The following is a 17,419-nucleotide window of genomic DNA, read 5'->3' as shown; positions in this document are numbered from 1 at the left end:
CGCCGGTCTGCCCGAGTCCAGCTGGTGCCCCAGCAGGTTTCTAGCCGACATGCCAGGCGTGCACGGGCTCGCCGGTGTGCATCAGTTCCATGTACCGCTTGAGCATGCCGGTCAGTGCCGCGTCCCTGGACAGGCCGCGTTCCTCCAGCAGCGCAACGGTTTCCCGCTGCCACGACGATCCCGTGCGCCGCGCGAGGCAGCGCTGCTCGATCACGCCGAGGTAGCGTTCGCGGGCCTCGTCGGAGACACCGCAGTCGCGCAGACCCTCGTGCGCCATCGGCAGGAGCCGGCGCAGCACCAGCTCGTCCGGCGGGATCCAGCCGATGCCCGGCCAGTACAGCTGGGCGTTCATCCCGTGCCGTGCGCCGGTGTAGAGGTTCTCCTCGGCCGCCTGGAACGACATCTGAGTCCACAGTGGACGTTCCTGGGCGGTGAGCGCGCGCTGGGTGCCGTAGAAGAAGGCGGCGTTCGCCATCGTGTCGAGCACCGTCGGTCCCGCGGGCAGGACCCGGTTCTCGACGCGCAGGTGCGGAACGCCGTCGACGACGTCGTACACCGGGCGGTTCCAGCGCCAGATCGTCCCGTTGTGCAGGCGCAGCTCGGAAAGACGAGGCGCGCCACCGGCTTCGAGGGCCTCGATCGGGTCCTCGTCGTCGGTTTCCGGCAGCAGACTGGGGAAGTAGCGCACGTTCTCCTCGAACAGGTCGAAGATCGACGTGATCCACCGTTCACCGAACCACACGCGCGGACGGACGCCCTGGTTCTTCAGCTCGTCCGGGCGGGTGTCGGTGGCCTGCTGGAACAGCGGGATCCGGGTCTCGTGCCAGAGCGCCTTGCCCAGCAGGAAAGCCGAGTTCGCCGCGATCGCGACCTGCACACCGGCCAGGCACTGCGCGGCGTTCCAGTGCGCGGCGAAGTCCGTCGGCTCGACCTGCAGGTGCAGCTGCACCGACGTGCAGGCGGCTTCCGGCAGGATCGACTCGGCGTAGCTGAGCAGCCTCTCCGGGCCCTTGCCCGGCATCGCCGGGCCTTCCATGTGCAGCACCATCTCCTCGCCGCGGGCCTTGAAGATGGTGTCGTTGAGGAGTGCATACCGCGGTGCCTCGGAGAGCCACTTGCGGTCGAAGTGCCTCTCCCGCAACGTGGGCAGCACCCCGATCATGGCGAGGTTCGCGCCCACGTCGTGGGCCTTGGCGTCGGCGTTGTCGAGGGACTGCCGCAGTTCCTCTTCCAGGCCAAGCATCTCGCCCCCGGCGAGCTCGCGCGGCGGGACGTTGATCTCCAGGTTCTGCTGTCCCAGCTCGAGCGTGTACGAGGGATCGTCGATCTTCTCGAGCACCTCCGAGTTCGCCATCGCCGGCCGCATCGCGTCGTCGACGAGGTTCAGCTCGATCTCGAGTCCCATCTGCCGACGGGGAAAGGAGAACGTGTCTTCGGCCAGCATCGTGGCCAGTGCGTCGAGACTCCGCTGCATCTTCTCGCGATAACGCTGGCGGTCGTCTCTGGTGAACGTGCGGCTGGACACTTCGCTTCCCATGCCGCTACCCCTTCGCTCGGCGCCGGTGGGCGCGGGCCAGGCGGAACGCCAAACGTGACACAGCGGAATCCCCCTTTACATCGCCCAAATCGGTGCTCTCTGTCACGTCGAGGTAACAACCAGCGATCATCCGCTGGTCGGGCGTGTGCGGTTCCGCCCTCCGGACTACCTCGCCTGTTCCACGCCGGGCCGGATGCGAAACTTCCGGCGTGGCGAAGGTGATCGAGATCAACGACCCGGCTGACCCCCGGCTGGACGACTTCCGCGACCTGTCGACGGCCGATCGCAGGCCTGACCGGCCCGGCGGACGGGGTCTCGTGATCGCCGAGGGCGTGGTGGTCGTGGAACGTCTGCTGGCTTCGCCGTACCCGGTGCGCGGGCTGCTCGGGGTGCGGCGGCGGATCGAGGCGCTTGACCTTTCTGACCTGGACGTTCCCGCCTACGTGACGTCAGCAGAGGTTATGGCGTCGGTCGTCGGATTCCACTTGAACCGGGGTGTACTGGCCGCGGCCGACCGCGCTCCCGAGGTGTCGTTCGACGCGCTGGTCTCCGGCGCCCAGCGCCTGGCCGTGCTGGAGGGCGTGGGCGACCACGAGAACCTGGGTTCGATCTTCCGCAACGCCGCGGCGCTCGGTGTGGACGGCGTGCTGCTCGGGCCCGGCTGCAGCGATCCGCTGTATCGACGCAGCGTGCGGGTGTCGATGGGCCACGTGCTGCGCGTGCCGTTCGCTACCACGGATGAGTGGCCCGCGGCGTTGAACCTGTTGCGGCAAAAGGGTTATACAGTTGCCGCTCTCACGCCGCGCGCTTCCGCCCTGCATCTTGCGGATGCGGGGTTGCGTGGTCGCCGGGTGGCGGTGCTGCTGGGGTCCGAGGGGCCTGGGCTCAGTGAGGAGGCGATCGGTTTGGCCGACGTGGCGGTGCGGATTCCGATGTCGTCTGGCGTGGACTCGCTGAATGTGGCTACTGCCGGGGCAGTAGCGTTTTACGCGTTGCTCTGAGGGCTGCTGGGGTGCCTATTGGAGGTGCTTGCTAGAGCAGCGTCAGGATCAATGCGAGCCAGGCGACGATTACGCCGGTGACCACGCCGTACGCGACCCAGCGCCACACCGGCACGCGGCGGCCCAGCCAGACTGACGGTGCCAGACCGCCCACGACCAGCACGTTCGCCACGAGCGCGAGCCACTGGCTGGTCTCGCCGAGCCCGAGGGACAGCGACACCACGGTCACCGTGACGATCGCGGCCGTGATGAAACTGACCGTGAGCCCGGTGCCCCACGGCGTCGGCTCGGGTTCCTCCTCGGTTTCCACCAGCACGGCTTTGGCAGGTGCGTCTGGAGGTGCCGGCGCGTCGACGCTGACCTGCTCGCCGCTGACCGGGTCGGTGTAGTGGACCGCGGTGTTCATGACCGCCGCGATCCTGCCCGCGAGCTGCTTGCCCCTGCGGCTGACCAGCGCGCTGGCCACGCCGTCGGCAGGCGTCTCGGTGCGCACGACCGCGTCGGCCACCTTCGCCCACTCGTGCAGCGCCTCGGCCAGATCGACACCGAGGGGCAGGCTGTGCGGGTCGACCTCGCGCTCACCCGCGTGATCGCCGGAGGGGTCCTCCCCGGCTAGCACGGCGCGGCCGTCCCGGACTCGCAACTCCACTGAACCCTCCTCGGTCTGGAGCTTCTGGAGGAACCTATCGGAACGGGGTTTGGGGGAGAACGGGTGCGGGGATCAGGGACTGCTGTTGGGGGCTTGCGTGGGTTGGTTTGCGTGGGTTGGCGGCGGTTCCAGCGGGGTGGTCGCCTATGCGGGCGGTCGCCTTGCGTTGGTGGCTGGTTCTGGTGCCTTTACCGGGTCGGGTCTTTTCATCGCCGCTTCGCGACGATTGCGATTGGGGCTTGACCTTGAGCCTCTGGCGGGATGCATTCATCGGCCTAAACGGCCGGGCATAAGGAGCCCGGCCGATCCCTTCAACGGTCGCATCCCGCCTCTCAAGGTCAAGCCCCAATCGCCCGGTGGTTGCGTCATTACCGCTGCTCAGTGGGGTTTGGCGGTCGCCTCGGCTTCGCCATTGGCGTTGTATGGGTGCTCGCCTTCGCGTTTGCTATTGCCGTGCGGGGGTGGGCGGCACGCTTCCAGTCGCCCGGTGCCCGGTGCCCGGTGGGGGGAGCGTGGGTCGCGTTCGCGCCAGATCCCCATTGGCGCGAACGCGACCGCAGGCCTAGGCGAGTGAGTCGCGCCAGGCCGTGTGCAGGGCCGCGAAGCGGCCCCGCTCACCGATCAGCTCCTCGGGGGAGCCGTCTTCCACCACAATGCCACCATCCAGCACCAGTACGCGGTCTGCGATCAGGACCGTCGACAGGCGGTGGGCGATGATGAACGCCGTTCGGTCCGCCAGCACTGTTTCCAGGGCTGCCTGCACCGCGCGTTCGGTGGGGACGTCCAGGGACGAGGTTGCCTCGTCCAGGACCAGTACCGCTGGGTTGGCCAGGAAGGCTCGCGCGAAGGCGACCATTTGGCGTTGGCCCGCGGAGAGGCGGCCGCCTCGTTTGCGGACGTCTGTGTCGTAGCCGTCGGGGAGGGCGGCGATGAACTCGTGTGCGCCCACCTCGGCTGCTGCGGCTTCGATTTCCGCTCTGGTGGCGGTGGGGCGGCCTAGTGCGATGTTGTCGGCTACCGAGCCGGAGAACAGGAAGTTCTCCTGCGTCACCATCACCACGGCTCGGCGGAGGTCTGTGTCCGCCACCGAGCGCAGGTCGGTGCCGTCCAGTTGGACGGAGCCCGTTGACGGGTCGTAGAAGCGGGCCACCAGCTTCGCCACCGTGGTCTTGCCGGCTCCTGTCGCGCCTACCAGGGCCACGGTCTGGCCCGCCGGGACGTCCAGGGAGAAGCGGGGGAGCACCAGCCTGGTCGTGCCGGGGTACTGGAACTCCACGTCGGCGAAGCGGACCGCGCCTCTCGCGTGGGGGAGCGCTACGGGCGCCTTCGGTTCTGGCACCGACGGTTGTTCCTCCAGGACGCCCGAGATCTTCTCCAGGGCGGCGGTGGCGGAGGAGTAGGAGTTCGCGAACATCGCCAGTTCGTCGAACGGGTCGTAGAAGCGGCGCAGGTACAGCGTGAACGCCGCCAGGACGCCCAGTTCCAGGGCGCCGCCCGCCACTCGGTAGGCGCCCCAGGCGAGGATGACGGCCAGCGAGACGTTGCCGATGGTGCGGATCGTCGCCACGAACGTGGCCATCACGCCCAGGGCGTCGGTGTTCGCGTCGCGGAACTGGCCGTTGAAGCCGTTCATGATCTGCTCGTTGCGGGGCTGGCGGCGGAACGCCTGGACCGCGCGGATGCCGTTCATGGACTCGACGAACTGCACGATGATCTTGGCGATGGCGCCGCGGGTGCCGCGGTAGGCCTCCATCGAGCGGTGGCGGAACCAGCGCCACAGGAAGGACAGCGGCACGAAGCCCGCGATCACGACGCTGGCCAGCGGGGCGTCCAGCCAGATCAGGATCACCGCGATGCCCACTACCGACAACGCGGCGTTGAACAGGCTGTCGAGGCCCTCTTCCAGCAGGTCCTGCAACGCGTCGACGTCGCTGGTCAGCCGGGAGATGACCTTGCCGGACGTGTACGACTCGTGGAAGCCGACGGACAGGCCCTGCGAGTGGCGGAAGATCCGGCCGCGCAGGTCCAGCAGCAGGTCCTGGCCGACTCGGCCGGAGACGCGCAGGAACGCCCAGCGCAGGAACGTCGTCAGCACCGCGCAGACCGCGTAGCCGGCCACGCACCAGATCAGGATCGCCGGGCCGCCGGACAGCGCGGACGGGATGCCCCTGTCGATCGCGGCGGCGATCAGCAGCGGGCCCGCTAGCGCCGCCAGGTTGCCGCCGACCACCGCGGCGATCGCGAGCGACGTGCGGGCGACGTGCGGGCGTAGCAACGAACCCAGCAGCTTGCGGGAGCGGGCCTGCAGGCGCAGGCCCGTCGAGTGCGAGATCTCGTCGATCTCCTCGGCGGCGACGCCGCGCCACTCTTCTTCTTCAGCCGCAACGGGTGCGACAACTTCACTCACGACGCCACCTCCTCTTCGACCAGGTCCTCGTCCATGCTGGACAGCAGACGCCGGTATTCCTCGTTGGTCTCCAACAACTCCCGGTGCGCGCCGATCGCGGCGATCTTGCCGTCGACCAGCAACGCGACGCGGTCGGCGAGCTGCACGGTCGACGACCTGTGCGCCACCACCAGCGCCGTGGTGTCGCGCAGGACCCGGCGCAGCGCGGCCTCCACCTCGGCCTCGGTGTGGACGTCCAGCGCGGACAGCGGGTCGTCCAGCACCAGCACCGCCGGCCTGCCGACGACCGCGCGGGCCAGCGCCAGGCGTTGCCGCTGACCACCGGACAGCGACAGGCCCTGCTCGCCGATCCGGGTCGCGAGACCCCACGGCAGCGCTTCCACGAACTCCTCGGCCTTGGCCACCCGCAACGCCTCGCGCACCGCCGTCTCGGAGACGTCCGGCACGCCCAGCCCCACGTTCTCGGTGACCGACGCGGAGAACAGCACGGGCTCCTCGAACGCCGTGCCCACGACAGTCCTCAGGTCCTCCAGGGAGAGGTCCCGCACGTCGGTGCCGTCGATCGTGATCCGGCCGCCGGTCACGTCCGCGAGCCGCGGCACCAGCGCGGTCAGCGTCGTCTTGCCAGAGCCGGTCGCGCCGACCAGCGCCACGGTCTCGCCGGGACGCAGGTCGAGGTCGATGCCCGACAGCACCTCGCGGCCGTCGTCGAACGCGAACCGCACGCCCTCGAACCGGACGTGCCCGCGCAACGGCGTGGGCAGCGGCGCGGGCGAGGCGGGGCCGGTGATCGTCACGGGGGAGTCGATGACCTCCCAGTACCGTTCCAGCGCCGAGGCGGTCTGGTTCGTCTCCGCCAGCAACCAGCCGATGGAGTCGACCGGCCAGCGCAGGTACGCGCTCACCGCGACCGCCGCGACCAGCGCGCCGACCGTCAGCCAGCCGTTCACGATGCCGACCGCGCCGACGGCGAGCATGCCCGCGATCGACAGCTCCGGCAGCACGATCAGCACCGACCACAGCGCGGCCAGGATCGAGATCTTGTTCAGCTCCGTCGTGCGCAGCTCACGGGCCTGAGCCAGGAACCGCTTCGACAGTTCCGGCCCGCGCCCGAACGCCTTGAGCACCCGGATGCCGAGCACCGACTCCTCGACCGTCGTCGTCAGGTCACCCGCCTGGTCCTGCGCCCGCCGCGCGACGACCTTGAACTTCGCCTCGAAGAAGTACGAGATCACCATCAACGGCAGCGCGCCGCACAACGACACGATCAGCAGCCACGGCGAGAGCGCCGCGATGACGCCCAGCCCGATCACCACGACCGCGCTGTTCACGATCAGGAAGACGATCGCGAACGCGACGAACCGCCGCACGGTCGTGAGGTCGTTCGTCGCGCGCGAGAGCAGCTGACCGGACTGCCACCGGTCGTGGAACGACACCGGCAGCCGCTGCAGGTGCTGGTACAGGTCGAACCGCATGCGCGCCTCGACCTCGGCGGCGGGCCGGGCGACGATCTTGCGCCGGATGTAGAACAGCGCCGCCTCACCGAGGCCGAGCAGCAGCACCCCCAGGATCAACCAGGGCAGCGGCCCGGTCTCCTTGTTCTGAATCGGGCCGTCGACGATGCGCTGCGTGAGCAGCGGGATGCCAAGACCGCACAGCATCGCGAGCATCGTCGCCGACAGCACGACAGCCATCCGTGCGCGGTGCGGCCGCACGTACGGCCACAACCTCTGCAAGGTCCTGATTGTCGAGTTACGTTGATCGCTCACGCGATGAGCCCCCTCCAGGTCGTCTCCAAACTACGAAGGAGGACCGACACTCAGCATCCGGTTTTTCTGCTCACCGGAGCCTGCTGGCTCGACTTAGGTCGAGGTCAAGGGCACGATGACCACCATGACGCGGTTTCTGCGAACCGAGCAGACGATGGCGTTTCCACACGGACGGCTCATCGCCTCACACGACGGAGTGAACTACGTCCTGGCTCCGGACGGCTGGGACCGCCTCGCCGGCGGCCGCCCGCGGCACGCGAAGGTCGTCACCCGCGAGGAGGCCGAGGACTGGTGCGAACGCGAGGGCTGGAACCTGCACCTGCTCGACGACGTGCCTACGACCTCTTGAACGTGAACAGGGCGACCAGCCCGTAGGCGACGGCCGCGAGCAACGCCTCGGCGTGGTGCCGGTTCGCGAACCATCCGAGGACGGGCTCGTGCACCTTGAAGTAGAGCCCGATGCCCAGCACGACCGGCCCGAGCAGGATGATCGGCCACACCGGCCGCACCCCGAAGACCCACAGGACCGGCCCGGCCAGCACCAGCGACGACACGAGCGCGAGCGGCAGCCCGATCAGCACGAGCAGCAGGAACGTCGACATCGACGTGCTGTCGAGCCACGACTTCAGGAAGCCCGACTCGTACGCCCACGTCCACCCGAGCACCAGCCCGGCTCCGACGGCCATCGACAGGACGACCCGGAACAACAGCCGGCGTCCCGCCCTACCCGTCCTGCCCGCGGTGCTCTGCTCTGTCACGCCGCCCACGGTAACGAGCGGTCAGTGCCGCAGCCAAGGCGTAGCCACCGGCGGCCGCGATCGTGACCACCGGTCCCAGGACGGCGGTCGGCCAGGCGGGTCAGAGACGCGCCAGCCGCAGCAGGCCGCACAGGTCCTCTACCGGATCTTCACCGCGGCGTCGAGATCAGCGCGATCAACGCGTACAGCGCGGCGAACACCGCGAAGGCCAGGAAAGTCATCCCCAGCAGGAGCACCATCGCGACCACGGCCATGAGGGTCGCGGGCACGGCCACCAGCCATGCCCGCGACACGCTCAGCGAACGCAGTGCGAACCCACCCGCGACCGCTCCGGCCACCGCGAACACCGGTGCGGCGATCACGAAGGCGCGGAGACAGCCCCAGTCGTCCTTCGAGCAGACCGCGCCCGAGGCGAGGAGCTCGAACATTCCCCACCAGGCCAGCCCGAGGAGTGCACCCACTCCGGCAGCCAGCGCGACACGACGTCCCATGGCGTCAGCTGCTCACTCAGCGGTTCGACCGCACGCCCAGTAAAACGTCCTCCCACGACGGGACGATGGGGTGGTTCTTCTTCCCCCGCTTCGGAGGAGGATCCTTGCGCACCGGCTTCTCCGCCACGGGCTCCTGCTCCTTCTGCACCGGCGGTGCGGGTGGGGCAGGCACGGGCTCCGGTTCGGGCAGGTTCTCCTGGACCGGCTTCTCCACCACGACGGGAGCGGGTGCCGCGGCCTGGGCGGGAACCGGCACGGGTGCCGGCTCCTCGGCGACCGGGACGGTGGCGGGAAGGACCGGAGTCGCCTCCAGGGCCTGCCGCGCCAGCTGCGTCACCGGCCGGACCGTGCGCAGGGTCCGGTTCGGGTTCGGGTCCATCAGGTCGACGGCCGCGTCGTCCAGTGCCGTCACCGTGCCGCCCTGCGCACCGGGGTGGAACGCCCAGTGCGCGCGGTTCTCCGAGCGCCCGGTCTTCCAGTGCAGCTGCACGATCCAACGGCCGTCGTCGCCGCGCCACGCGTCCCACGAGGTGTCGGACAGGTCGTGGCCGCGCAGCCCGAACGAGTGCGCGACGACCTCACCGAGCGTCTGCACGTCCGGGCCGTCCTCGCGGACCGGGTGCGCGCGCTGGGCCAGGTCGGCCGTGCGCGAACGCTCCAGCAGGACCGGGTAGGCGAACCGCTCGATGCGGTGCGTGGGCATGCCGGCGGCGGCCGCGACCTGATCGATCGACTCACCGGCGCGGATGCGGGCCTGGATCTCGCGCGGCCGCATGAGGGCCTCGCCCGACTCGATCTGCATCTGGCCGAGGCGCGCGAGGTCACCGCGCAGGGCCGCCCGAAGACGCTCGTCCGCGGGGAGCGTGAAGCGCTCGCCGCGGTTTTCGGGGTCCTCGAGGATGACGGACTTGCCGTCCTCGTCGAGCCCGATGACTCGCAGCGCTCGCATCGTGGCCTCCCTGAATTCGCACCTCGCCAGCAGACAACGTTAGGACAACGAGTCGTCCTTGAGTGGGAGACTCGCCGATATCTCTACGTGATCTTGCCAGTTCACGAGGCCTGTCGCACGCCGGTTTCCGGAAGGTTCACCTGGACCACGAGCCCGCCTCCCCCGTTCGGACGAGCCTTCGCGGAGCCCTGGTGCGCCCTCGCGACGGACTGCACGATGGACAGTCCGAGGCCGGATCCGGCGGTCCCGGTGCGGTCGCGGAGCCGGCGGAACGGCTCGAACAATCCGGGTACTGCCTGGGCAGGCACGGTGGGACCGGTGTTGGTGACGACGAGTTCCCGATCAAGCTCGACCGAGACGGAGCCGCCCGGTTTGTTGTAGAGCACGGCGTTGCGCAACAGGTTGCCGACGAGCTGGGCAAGTAGGACCGGATCACCGTCCACCAGATACCTGCGCGTCCGAACCGCAAACGTGACCTTTTTCTCCGAAGCCAGAGCCGCGCAGGACTCGATCTCGTCGTCGATCACCTCGTCCAGCCACACCAGCTCACGCGTGGCGAGTCCGCGGTCACTGCGAGCGAGCACCAACAGCCCGTCGATGAGCTTCTCGCTTCGTTCGTTCGTGTCGAGCAGATGCGTTCCGAGACGGCGCATGTCGTCGTTCGCGTCCGGGGCGGCCAACGCCACCTCGATCAACGTCCGTTGCACGGCCAACGGCGTGCGCAACTCGTGCGAGGCGTTCGCGACGAACCGCTTCTGGCTGTCGAACGACGACGCGAGCCGGTCGAGCATGCCGTCGAAGGTGTCCGCGAGCTCCTTGAGCTCGTCCGGCGGCCCGTCCAGCTCGATGCGCTGGTCCAGCCGTTCCGCCTCCAGCCGGTGCGCGGTCGACGTGATCGAGTGCAACGGCGCCAGCACCCGTCCGGCCACCACCCAGCCGAGCCAGACGGCGAGCACGGCGGCGAACAGCAGAGCAACGATCGATTGCCAGAGGACCGTCCTCATCGTGTCCGCCGCGAAGTCGGCCCCCTTGACCACCAGAGTCTCGGCGGGCAACTGTGCGGCCTCGACCGGCGCGAAGCCCTGGTACGTCGCCGCCACCTCGGCGGGCAACGCGCGCGCGACCGCCATGCCCTCCAGCGGCATCCACTCGGCGAGCAGCCAGTAGTTGAGCCCGATCAGCGCGACGCCCGCGATCAGGAACACCCCGGCGTACCAGGCCGTCAGCCTGGTCCGCAGCTTCACGAGCCGAACCGGTAGCCGGCGCCGGGCACGGTCTGGATGACCTGCGGCGCGCCCAGCTTGCGGCGCAGCGTCATCACCGCCACCCGCACGGCGTTGGTGAACGGGTCGGCGTGCTCGTCCCAGGCCTTCTCCAGCAGCTCCTCGGGGCTCACGACGTTGCCCTCGGCCCGCATCAGCACCTCCAGCACGGCGAACTCCTTCGGTGAGAGCGGCAGGAACGTCCCGTCGCGCGACGCCTGGTGGCGCGGCAGGTCCAGCGTGACCCCCGCCCGTTCGAGTACCGGCGGCAAGGCGGGACGAGCCCGGCGGCCCAGCGCCTGCACGCGGGCCACGAGCTCGGCGAACGCGAACGGCTTGGTCAGGTAGTCGTCGGCGCCGAGCCCGAGCCCGGCCACCCTGTCGTCCACCTCGGCCGCCGCCGTCAGCATCAGCACCCGCGCCTCGCCGCCGGTCGCGTGCACCGCCCGGCACACCTCGTCGCCGTGGACGAGGGGCAGGTCGCGGTCGAGCACCACGACGTCGTACGCGTGCACCCCTACCCGCTCCAACGCCGCTTCGCCGTCGTAACAGACGTCGACCGCCATCGAGTACCTGCGCAACCCCTCGGCGATCGTGTCCGCGAGCAGCTGTTCGTCCTCGACCACCAGCACACGCATGACACCTATTTTCCGCCAACAGGGGATAAGCGCCGGATAAGGCCTTTCGCTTAACGCGGCCGAATGACGGCCTCCGTAGACCTGTCGCCATGAAACCCACCATCGCAGCGTTGCTGGGCCTGCTCCTGGCGCTCACCGCCTGCGGGTCGAAGGACCAGCCGGCCGACGCCAAGAAGGACGAGAAGGGCGACATGGTCCAGTTCGCCAAGTGCATGCGGGACAACGGTATCGACATGCCGGATCCGAAGGACGACGGCAGCGGCGGCGTGATGCTCGAGGCCGTGCCCGCCGGCGAAGCCGGCAGCGTCGACATGGAGAAGATGAACGCCGCCAACGAGGCCTGCAAGAAGCACCTGCCCAACGGTGGCGAGTTCAAGCCACCGTCGCCGGAGGAGCAGGACAAGATGCGCCAGCAGGCGAAGTGCATGCGGGACAGGGGTTACAACTGGCCCGACCCGAAGTTCGAGGGCGGCGGCTCGAGCGAGACGATCGAGCTGCCCGACATGGAGGACGAGAAGGTCAAGCAGGACATGAAGGACTGCGGCATGGGCGAGGGCATGGCCGCGACGAGGCCGATCGGATGAAACGCCGCGTGAACAGGAAGATCCTCGTCGCCGCACTCGTCGCCGCCGTGGTGCTCGGCACCGGTGGGGTCGTCGTCCTCACCAGGATCGCGTCCAACCAGGCCAACGCCGCACCGCTGCGGAACGACCCGTCCAAGACCGCGCCGGTCAAGAGGACGAACCTCGCGGACCAGCAGTCGGTGACCGGCCAGCTCGGCTTCGGCGCGGAACGAGCGCTGGCCGGCCGGAAAAGTGGCACCATCACCGGGCTGCCGAACCAGGGCGCTGTCATCGACCAGGGCAAGCCGGTGTTCCACGCGGACGCCAAACCGGTGCCGCTGTTCTACGGCACGTTGCCGCTCTACCGCGACCTTGAGTCGGGCATGTCGAACGGACCCGACGTCAAGGTGGTGGAGGAGAACCTGGCCGCTCTGGGGTTCAAGGACTTCGGCACCCCCGACGACAAGTTCACCTACTACACGGCCACCGCGCTGAAGAAGTGGCAGAAGGCGAACGGCCTGGAACAGACCGGAAAGCTCGGCTCCGGCGACGTGATCGTCCAACCGGGAGCGATCCGGGTGTCGTCTCTGACCAGCCAGCTCGGCGCACCCGCCGGCGGCGACCTGATGAAGGTCACCGGCACCGAACGCGCGGTGACCGTCGAGCTGGAGCAGTCCAAGCAGCGCCTCGCCAAGCAGGGCGAGAAGGTCGAGCTGTCGATCACCGGCGGCAAGCCCACCACCGGCACCATCACCGGCATCTCCCGCACCACGGGCGACCCGAACCAGGGCTCCAAGCCGAAGATCGTCGTGACGATCTCCGTCGACGACCCCAAAGCCGCCGAGGGCATCGACACCGGCAGCGTCACCGCGCTGTTCACGGTGTCGAAGAAGCAGAACGTGCTCGCGGTCCCGATCGGCGCACTCCTCGCGTTGAACGAGGGCGGCTACGGCGTCGTCACCGAGGACGGCAGGACCATCCAGGTCACCGTCGGCATCTTCGCCAAGGGCCAGGTCGAGGTGCAGGGCGACGGTCTGCGCGAGGGCATGAAGGTGGTGACCACCGAGTGATCACCGTCGACCACGCGAGCCGGACGTATCCCGGTGGTGTGCAGGCGTTGCGCGACGTCTCCCTGACCGTCGGGGGCGGGGAGATGCTCGCGATCGTGGGACCGTCCGGCTCGGGGAAGTCGACGCTGCTGCACCTGATGGGCACGCTCGACAAGCCGACGACGGGGACCGTGGAGATCGACGGCAACGACATCTCCACCTTGTCCGACAACGCTTTGTCCGCGTTGCGAGCGCGCACGATCGGGTTCGTCTTCCAGCAGTTCTTCCTCACCGAGGGACTGTCCGCGATCGAGAACGTGGCCTCCGGACTCGTCTACGCCGGAGTTCCGCGCTCGAAGAGACGGGCGATGGCGATGTCCGCTTTGGACAGGGTCGGTCTCATCCACCGCGCGCTGCACAAGCCGCACGAGCTGTCCGGTGGTGAACGCCAGCGGGTCGCGATCGCGCGGGCCGTGGTGAACACGCCGGGGATCCTGCTGGCCGACGAGCCGACCGGGAACCTGGACACGAAGAACGGCGCCGGAGTGCTGGAGTTGCTGGAGAGCCTCAACTCCGACGGCACGACGATCGTGATGATCACGCACGACCGGGACATCGCTGCCTGGGCGCCGCGCCGCATCGAGGTCCGGGACGGGGTGATCGTTTGACTTCGCTCACGAACCGAAACTTCGGCCGCGCGCTTCCTGTTTCATCACCGATCGCGGAAGGGGTGACCCTTGCCGTCTGACATCAGCTCCGCAGGCATCGCCCAAGGCGTCTCGGGCTACGGCTCGACCAGCCGCAAGGATGTTCTTCGCCGCGTTGAAGTCCCGGTCGTGCCGGATGCGGCAGCTCGGACACGTCCAGTGCCGGGCGGAAAGCTTCAACTCGGCGAGCAGGTACCCGCAGTTCGAGCAGGTCTTGCTGGAGGGGTACCAGCGGTCGATCACGACCAGCGAACGACCGGCTCGTTCGCACTTGTACTCCAGCTGCCGCCGGAACTCGCCCCAACCGGCATCGGAGATGGCACGGGAGAGCCGGCGGTTGCGGACCATGCCCGTGACGTTGAGGTCTTCGATCGCGATCAGGTCCGCCGACCGCACCAACGCGGTGCTGGTGCGATGCAGGAAGTCCTGCCGCGCGTTGCGGATTTTGCGATGAGCACGAGCGACCTTGGCTTTGGCTTTGTGCCGGTTGTTGCTGCCGCGTTGACACCGAGCAAGTCTGCGCTGGTAGCGGGCAAGGCTTCTGGCTTTGCGGGCCAGGTCTCGCGGATTGGCGATCTGGACGCCGTCACTGGTCGTCAGGAAGGTCGCCAGTCCGAGGTCGAGCCCGATCGCGCGGTTCGTGGGTCGAGGGGCAGCAGGCTTGGGAACGTCCACCGCGAAGCTCACGTACCAGCGGCCATCAGGCTCGCGGGACACCACCACCATCGTTGGATTCAGGTCGGTGACGTCGATGTGGTCGAAGGACCAGATGAACCGCAGCGGCGCGCTCGTCTTGGCCAGGATGAGCGAACCGTCGCGCATCCGGAACGCCGATCGGGTGTAATGCGCGCTCTGGCGGGCCGTCCGCGGTTTGAATTTCGGGTAGCGAGTACGTCCGGAGAAGAAGTTCTGGAACGCCGTCTGTTGGTGCCGCAACGTTTGCTGCAACGGCACACAAGACACCTCCGACAGGAACGCGAGTTCCCCACCCCGCCTCCACGTGGTCAGCGTGGCGCTTGTCTCTCTGTACGACGTGGGTGCGTTTTCGGTGCGATAGCGGCGAGTCCGTTCGCACAGCGTCTTGTTCCACACCAGACGCACGCACCCGAGGGTGCGCGACAGCACCGCAGCTTGTTCAGGGGTCGGGTAGGCCCGGCATTTGTACGCCGTTCGCACGAAGAACAACCTACTGGGAACGCCATGACTGGTTGGACGCGGGCTTTCGTTGGGAGGGCGTTGTGATCGACCTCCTCCGTCTCGGGTTCTTCGGCATGCGGACCCGCCCGATCCGCGCGGTGTTGTCCGCACTGGGCATCGCGATCGGCATCGCCGCCGTGGTCGCCGTCGTCGGCATCCCGGCCTCCAGCGCGGCGGCTCTGCAGGACAAGATGTCCAAGCTGGGCACCAACCTCCTCACCGCCGCGCCCGGCCAGGACTTCTTCGGCCAGGACGCGAAGCTGCCGGAGACGGCGGTGCCGATGGCCAAGCGGATCGGCGCGGTGTCGTCGGCCAGCGCCACGGGCAAGATCTCCGCGAACGCCCGCAAGAACGACCTCGTGCCGTCCAGCGACACGCTCGGCCTGCAGGTGCAGGCGGCGGAGCAGGACCTGCTGAAGGTGCTGGACGCCGAGGTCCGCGCCGGCCGCTGGCTGTCGTCGGGCGAGAAGTCGGTGGTGCTCGGGGGCACCGCGGCGTCGCGTCTGGGCGTGGAGAAGCCCGGTGTGCAGCTGTGGATCGACGGGCAGTGGTTCACCGTCGTCGGCATCCTCGGGCCGCTGCCGCTCTCACCGGAGATCGACAGGTCGGTGCTGATCGGCTGGGACGCGGCCAAGGAGGCCTTCGGGTTCGAGGGCAACGCGAACACGGTCTACGTGCGCACGTCCCCGGACCAGGTCGACAACGTCCGCAACCTGCTCGGCCCGACGCTGAACCCGCAGAAGTCGAACGAGGTCAAGGTGTCCCGGCCGTCCGAGGCGCTGGAGGCCCAGCAGTTGGCGGAGAGCTCCTACAACGCGTTGTTCCTGGGTTTGGGCGGGGTCGCGTTGTTGGTGGGTGGCGTCGGCGTGGCGAACACGATGGTGATCTCGGTGCTGGAACGGCGCAGGGAGATCGGTCTGCGGCGGGCGCTCGGGGCGACCCGGCGGCAGATCCGGTGGCAGTTCCTCACCGAGTCGGTGCTGCTGTCCGGTCTCGGCGGGCTGGTCGGCGTGATCGTGGGAATCGCGGTCACGGCCGGATATTCGATCAGTCAGCAGTGGCCGGCGGCACTGCCGTGGCCCGCCCTGCTCGGGGGAGTGGGGTCGGCGATCGGAATCGGCGCCATCGCCGGCGTGTACCCAGCGGTGCGGGCGGCTCGTCAGTCGCCCACGGAGGCACTCGCCTGAAAAGCCCTGGGGTGCACCGAGATTCTGCGCGGTGCACCCCAGGCTGCTATCTCGAGAACTTCAGAGCTGGCCGACGACCCAGTCGATCGCCTGCGTGAGGATCGTGACGTCGTTCGGCTCGATGGCCGGGAACATCGCGACGCGCAGCTGGTTCTTGCCGAGCTTGCGGTACGGCTCGACGTCCACGATGCCGTTGGCGCGCAACACCTTCGCCACGGTGGCGGCGTCCACGTCGTCGGAGAAGTTGATCGTGCCGACGACCTGTGAGCGGTCGGCGGCCTTCTCCACGTACGGCGTCGTGTACGCGGTCTTCTCGGCCCAGCCGTACAGGCGGTCCGAGGAGTCCTTGGTGCGTCCGACCGCCCACTCCAGGCCGCCGTTGCCGTTGATCCAGTCGATCTGCTCGGCCAGCAGGAAGAGCGTGGCGACCGACGGCGTGTTGTACGTCTGGTCCTTGGTCGAGTTGTCGAGCGCGGTCGGCAGCGACAGGAACTCCGGCACCCAGCGGTCCTTGAGCTCCTCGACGCGGGCGAGCGCGGCCGGCGACATCAGCGCGAGCCACAGGCCGCCGTCCGAGGCGAACGACTTCTGCGGCGCGAAGTAGTAGACGTCGAAGTCCTCGGCCTTGACCGGCAGGCCACCGGCGCCGGACGTCGCGTCGATCGCGATCAGCGCGTCGCCGGAACCCTCGATGCGGGTCACGGGCATCGCGACACCGGTCGAGGTCTCGTTCTGCGCCCAGCCGACCAGGTCGGCGCCCTCGGCGTAGAAGAGCTCGGGCGCGGTGCCCGGCTCGGCCTTGGTGACCAGCGAGTCCTTCAGGAACGGCGCGGTCTGCGTGACCTTCGCGAACTTCGAGGAGAACTCACCGTTGGTGAAGTGCTGCGCGGTCTCGCGGACCAGGCCGAACGACGCCGCGTCCCAGAACGCGGTGGTGCCGCCGTTGCCGAGCACGACCTCGTAGCCCTCGGGCAGCTGGAACAACTCGCGCAGTCCGGAGCGGACGCGGCCGACGAGGTTCTTGACGGGCTTCTGCCGGTGCGAGGTACCGAGCAGCGCCGCGCCCTCGGACGCGAGGGCCGCGACGGCCTCGGGACGCACCTTGGACGGCCCGCAGCCGAAGCGGCCGTCGGACGGCTTGAGCTCGGCGGGAAGCACCAACGAGGTCGGATCGGCGGTCTGGGTCATGGGTCACGCCTCCGGGGCGATCGACTGTGCTGAAAGGACCTGACCGGCGCCGTTGCCGGAGCTCACA

General features: G+C 68.8%; 17 protein-coding genes. 6 read left to right on the top strand and 11 right to left on the bottom strand.

What is annotated here, in order from left to right; all coding sequences use genetic code 11:
* Nucleotides 1–40: 40 nt before the first annotated feature.
* Complete coding sequence (locus tag ACRSBM_RS37450; protein WP_434451254.1) at nt 41–1,537, bottom strand: glutamate--cysteine ligase; 1,497 nt, start codon at nt 1,535–1,537, stop codon at nt 41–43.
* Between the two features lie 209 nt (nt 1,538–1,746).
* On the opposite strand from ACRSBM_RS37450, the gene ACRSBM_RS37445 reads away from it, so the two are divergent.
* Nucleotides 1,747–2,538 (top strand): TrmH family RNA methyltransferase, encoded by a 792-nt coding sequence (locus ACRSBM_RS37445; protein WP_434451251.1) that lies wholly within the window; start codon nt 1,747–1,749, stop codon nt 2,536–2,538.
* 31 nt (nt 2,539–2,569) lie between these two features.
* On the opposite strand, the gene ACRSBM_RS37440 is transcribed toward ACRSBM_RS37445, so the two are convergent.
* The 3 genes from ACRSBM_RS37440 to ACRSBM_RS37430 form a co-directional block, all read right to left on the bottom strand.
* Entirely contained in the window at nt 2,570–3,187 is a 618-nt protein-coding gene (locus ACRSBM_RS37440) for a DUF2537 domain-containing protein (protein WP_434451248.1), read from the bottom strand.
* Nucleotides 3,188–3,749: 562 nt separating this feature from the next.
* A complete protein-coding gene (locus tag ACRSBM_RS37435) occupies nt 3,750–5,594 on the bottom strand; it encodes an ABC transporter ATP-binding protein (RefSeq protein ID WP_434451246.1) in 1,845 nt (614 codons plus the stop codon).
* Complete coding sequence (locus ACRSBM_RS37430; protein WP_434451244.1) at nt 5,591–7,330, bottom strand: ABC transporter ATP-binding protein; 1,740 nt, start codon at nt 7,328–7,330, stop codon at nt 5,591–5,593. The genes ACRSBM_RS37435 and ACRSBM_RS37430 overlap by 4 nt, the downstream gene beginning before the upstream one ends.
* A gap of 157 nt (nt 7,331–7,487) precedes the next feature.
* Here ACRSBM_RS37430 and ACRSBM_RS37425 point away from each other — a divergent pair, with 157 nt between their 5' ends.
* The gene (locus ACRSBM_RS37425; RefSeq protein ID WP_434451241.1) at nt 7,488–7,712 is read left to right on the top strand and encodes a hypothetical protein; all 225 of its coding nucleotides are present in this window, start codon (nt 7,488–7,490) and stop codon (nt 7,710–7,712) included.
* Here ACRSBM_RS37425 and ACRSBM_RS37420 read toward each other — a convergent pair.
* The 5 genes from ACRSBM_RS37420 to ACRSBM_RS37400 form a co-directional block, all read right to left on the bottom strand.
* Nucleotides 7,699–8,121: a hypothetical protein gene (locus ACRSBM_RS37420; RefSeq protein ID WP_434451239.1), complete on the bottom strand. Its 423-nt coding sequence runs from the start codon at nt 8,119–8,121 to the stop codon at nt 7,699–7,701. The two genes, ACRSBM_RS37425 and ACRSBM_RS37420, sit on opposite strands and share 14 nt — an antisense overlap.
* A gap of 149 nt (nt 8,122–8,270) precedes the next feature.
* The gene (locus ACRSBM_RS37415; RefSeq protein WP_434451236.1) at nt 8,271–8,612 is read right to left on the bottom strand and encodes a hypothetical protein; all 342 of its coding nucleotides are present in this window, start codon (nt 8,610–8,612) and stop codon (nt 8,271–8,273) included.
* 16 nt (nt 8,613–8,628) lie between these two features.
* On the bottom strand, nt 8,629–9,561 hold the full coding sequence (gene sepH, locus ACRSBM_RS37410) for a septation protein SepH (protein WP_434451233.1): 933 nt from the start codon (nt 9,559–9,561) through the stop codon (nt 8,629–8,631).
* Nucleotides 9,562–9,662: 101 nt separating this feature from the next.
* A complete protein-coding gene (locus tag ACRSBM_RS37405) occupies nt 9,663–10,805 on the bottom strand; it encodes a sensor histidine kinase (protein ID WP_434451230.1) in 1,143 nt (380 codons plus the stop codon).
* A complete protein-coding gene (locus ACRSBM_RS37400; RefSeq protein WP_434451227.1) occupies nt 10,802–11,461 on the bottom strand; it encodes a response regulator transcription factor in 660 nt (219 codons plus the stop codon). Before ACRSBM_RS37400 ends, ACRSBM_RS37405 begins: the two co-directional genes overlap by 4 nt.
* An 89-nt stretch (nt 11,462–11,550) precedes the next feature.
* Between ACRSBM_RS37400 and ACRSBM_RS37395 the strand changes: the two genes are divergently transcribed.
* From ACRSBM_RS37395 to ACRSBM_RS37385, 3 genes are read left to right on the top strand one after another with little or no spacing between them, the layout of a single operon-like run.
* Entirely contained in the window at nt 11,551–12,045 is a 495-nt protein-coding gene (locus tag ACRSBM_RS37395; protein ID WP_434451224.1) for a hypothetical protein, read from the top strand.
* 8 nt (nt 12,046–12,053) lie between these two features.
* A complete protein-coding gene (locus ACRSBM_RS37390) occupies nt 12,054–13,094 on the top strand; it encodes a peptidoglycan-binding protein (RefSeq protein ID WP_434451221.1) in 1,041 nt (346 codons plus the stop codon).
* Nucleotides 13,091–13,741, top strand: coding sequence for an ABC transporter ATP-binding protein (locus ACRSBM_RS37385; protein ID WP_434451219.1), 651 nt, complete (start codon nt 13,091–13,093; stop codon nt 13,739–13,741). Before ACRSBM_RS37390 ends, ACRSBM_RS37385 begins: the two co-directional genes overlap by 4 nt.
* Nucleotides 13,742–13,747: 6 nt before the next feature.
* Here the strand turns inward: ACRSBM_RS37385 and ACRSBM_RS37380 are convergent, their stop codons facing one another.
* Entirely contained in the window at nt 13,748–14,956 is a 1,209-nt protein-coding gene (locus tag ACRSBM_RS37380) for an RNA-guided endonuclease InsQ/TnpB family protein (RefSeq protein ID WP_434451216.1), read from the bottom strand.
* 95 nt (nt 14,957–15,051) lie between these two features.
* Between ACRSBM_RS37380 and ACRSBM_RS37375 the strand changes: the two genes are divergently transcribed.
* Complete coding sequence (locus tag ACRSBM_RS37375; protein WP_434453381.1) at nt 15,052–16,164, top strand: ABC transporter permease; 1,113 nt, start codon at nt 15,052–15,054, stop codon at nt 16,162–16,164.
* A gap of 60 nt (nt 16,165–16,224) precedes the next feature.
* Here ACRSBM_RS37375 and serC read toward each other — a convergent pair whose 3' ends face one another.
* Nucleotides 16,225–17,352 carry a phosphoserine transaminase gene (gene serC / locus ACRSBM_RS37370; RefSeq protein ID WP_434451213.1) on the bottom strand — a complete coding sequence of 376 codons (1,128 nt, stop codon included), beginning with the start codon at nt 17,350–17,352 and terminating at the stop codon, nt 16,225–16,227.
* Nucleotides 17,353–17,419 lie beyond the last annotated feature (67 nt).

Origin of the sequence: Lentzea xerophila (genome assembly GCF_051094245.1) — a bacterium.
Taxonomy (GTDB): domain Bacteria; phylum Actinomycetota; class Actinomycetes; order Mycobacteriales; family Pseudonocardiaceae; genus Lentzea; species Lentzea xerophila.
This window is presented reverse-complemented; position numbering and strand designations above follow the sequence as displayed.

Coding starts and splice junctions, on each gene's coding strand:
- ACRSBM_RS37450 (WP_434451254.1), bottom strand. CDS start 1,537: ATGGGAAGCGAAGTGTCCAGCCGCACGTTCACCAGAGACGACCGCCAG.
- ACRSBM_RS37425 (WP_434451241.1), top strand. CDS start 7,488: ATGACGCGGTTTCTGCGAACCGAGCAGACGATGGCGTTTCCACACGGA.
- ACRSBM_RS37415 (WP_434451236.1), bottom strand. CDS start 8,612: ATGGGACGTCGTGTCGCGCTGGCTGCCGGAGTGGGTGCACTCCTCGGG.
- sepH (WP_434451233.1), bottom strand. CDS start 9,561: ATGCGAGCGCTGCGAGTCATCGGGCTCGACGAGGACGGCAAGTCCGTC.
- ACRSBM_RS37400 (WP_434451227.1), bottom strand. CDS start 11,461: ATGCGTGTGCTGGTGGTCGAGGACGAACAGCTGCTCGCGGACACGATC.
- ACRSBM_RS37395 (WP_434451224.1), top strand. CDS start 11,551: ATGAAACCCACCATCGCAGCGTTGCTGGGCCTGCTCCTGGCGCTCACC.
- ACRSBM_RS37375 (WP_434453381.1), top strand. CDS start 15,052: ATGCGGACCCGCCCGATCCGCGCGGTGTTGTCCGCACTGGGCATCGCG.
- serC (WP_434451213.1), bottom strand. CDS start 17,352: ATGACCCAGACCGCCGATCCGACCTCGTTGGTGCTTCCCGCCGAGCTC.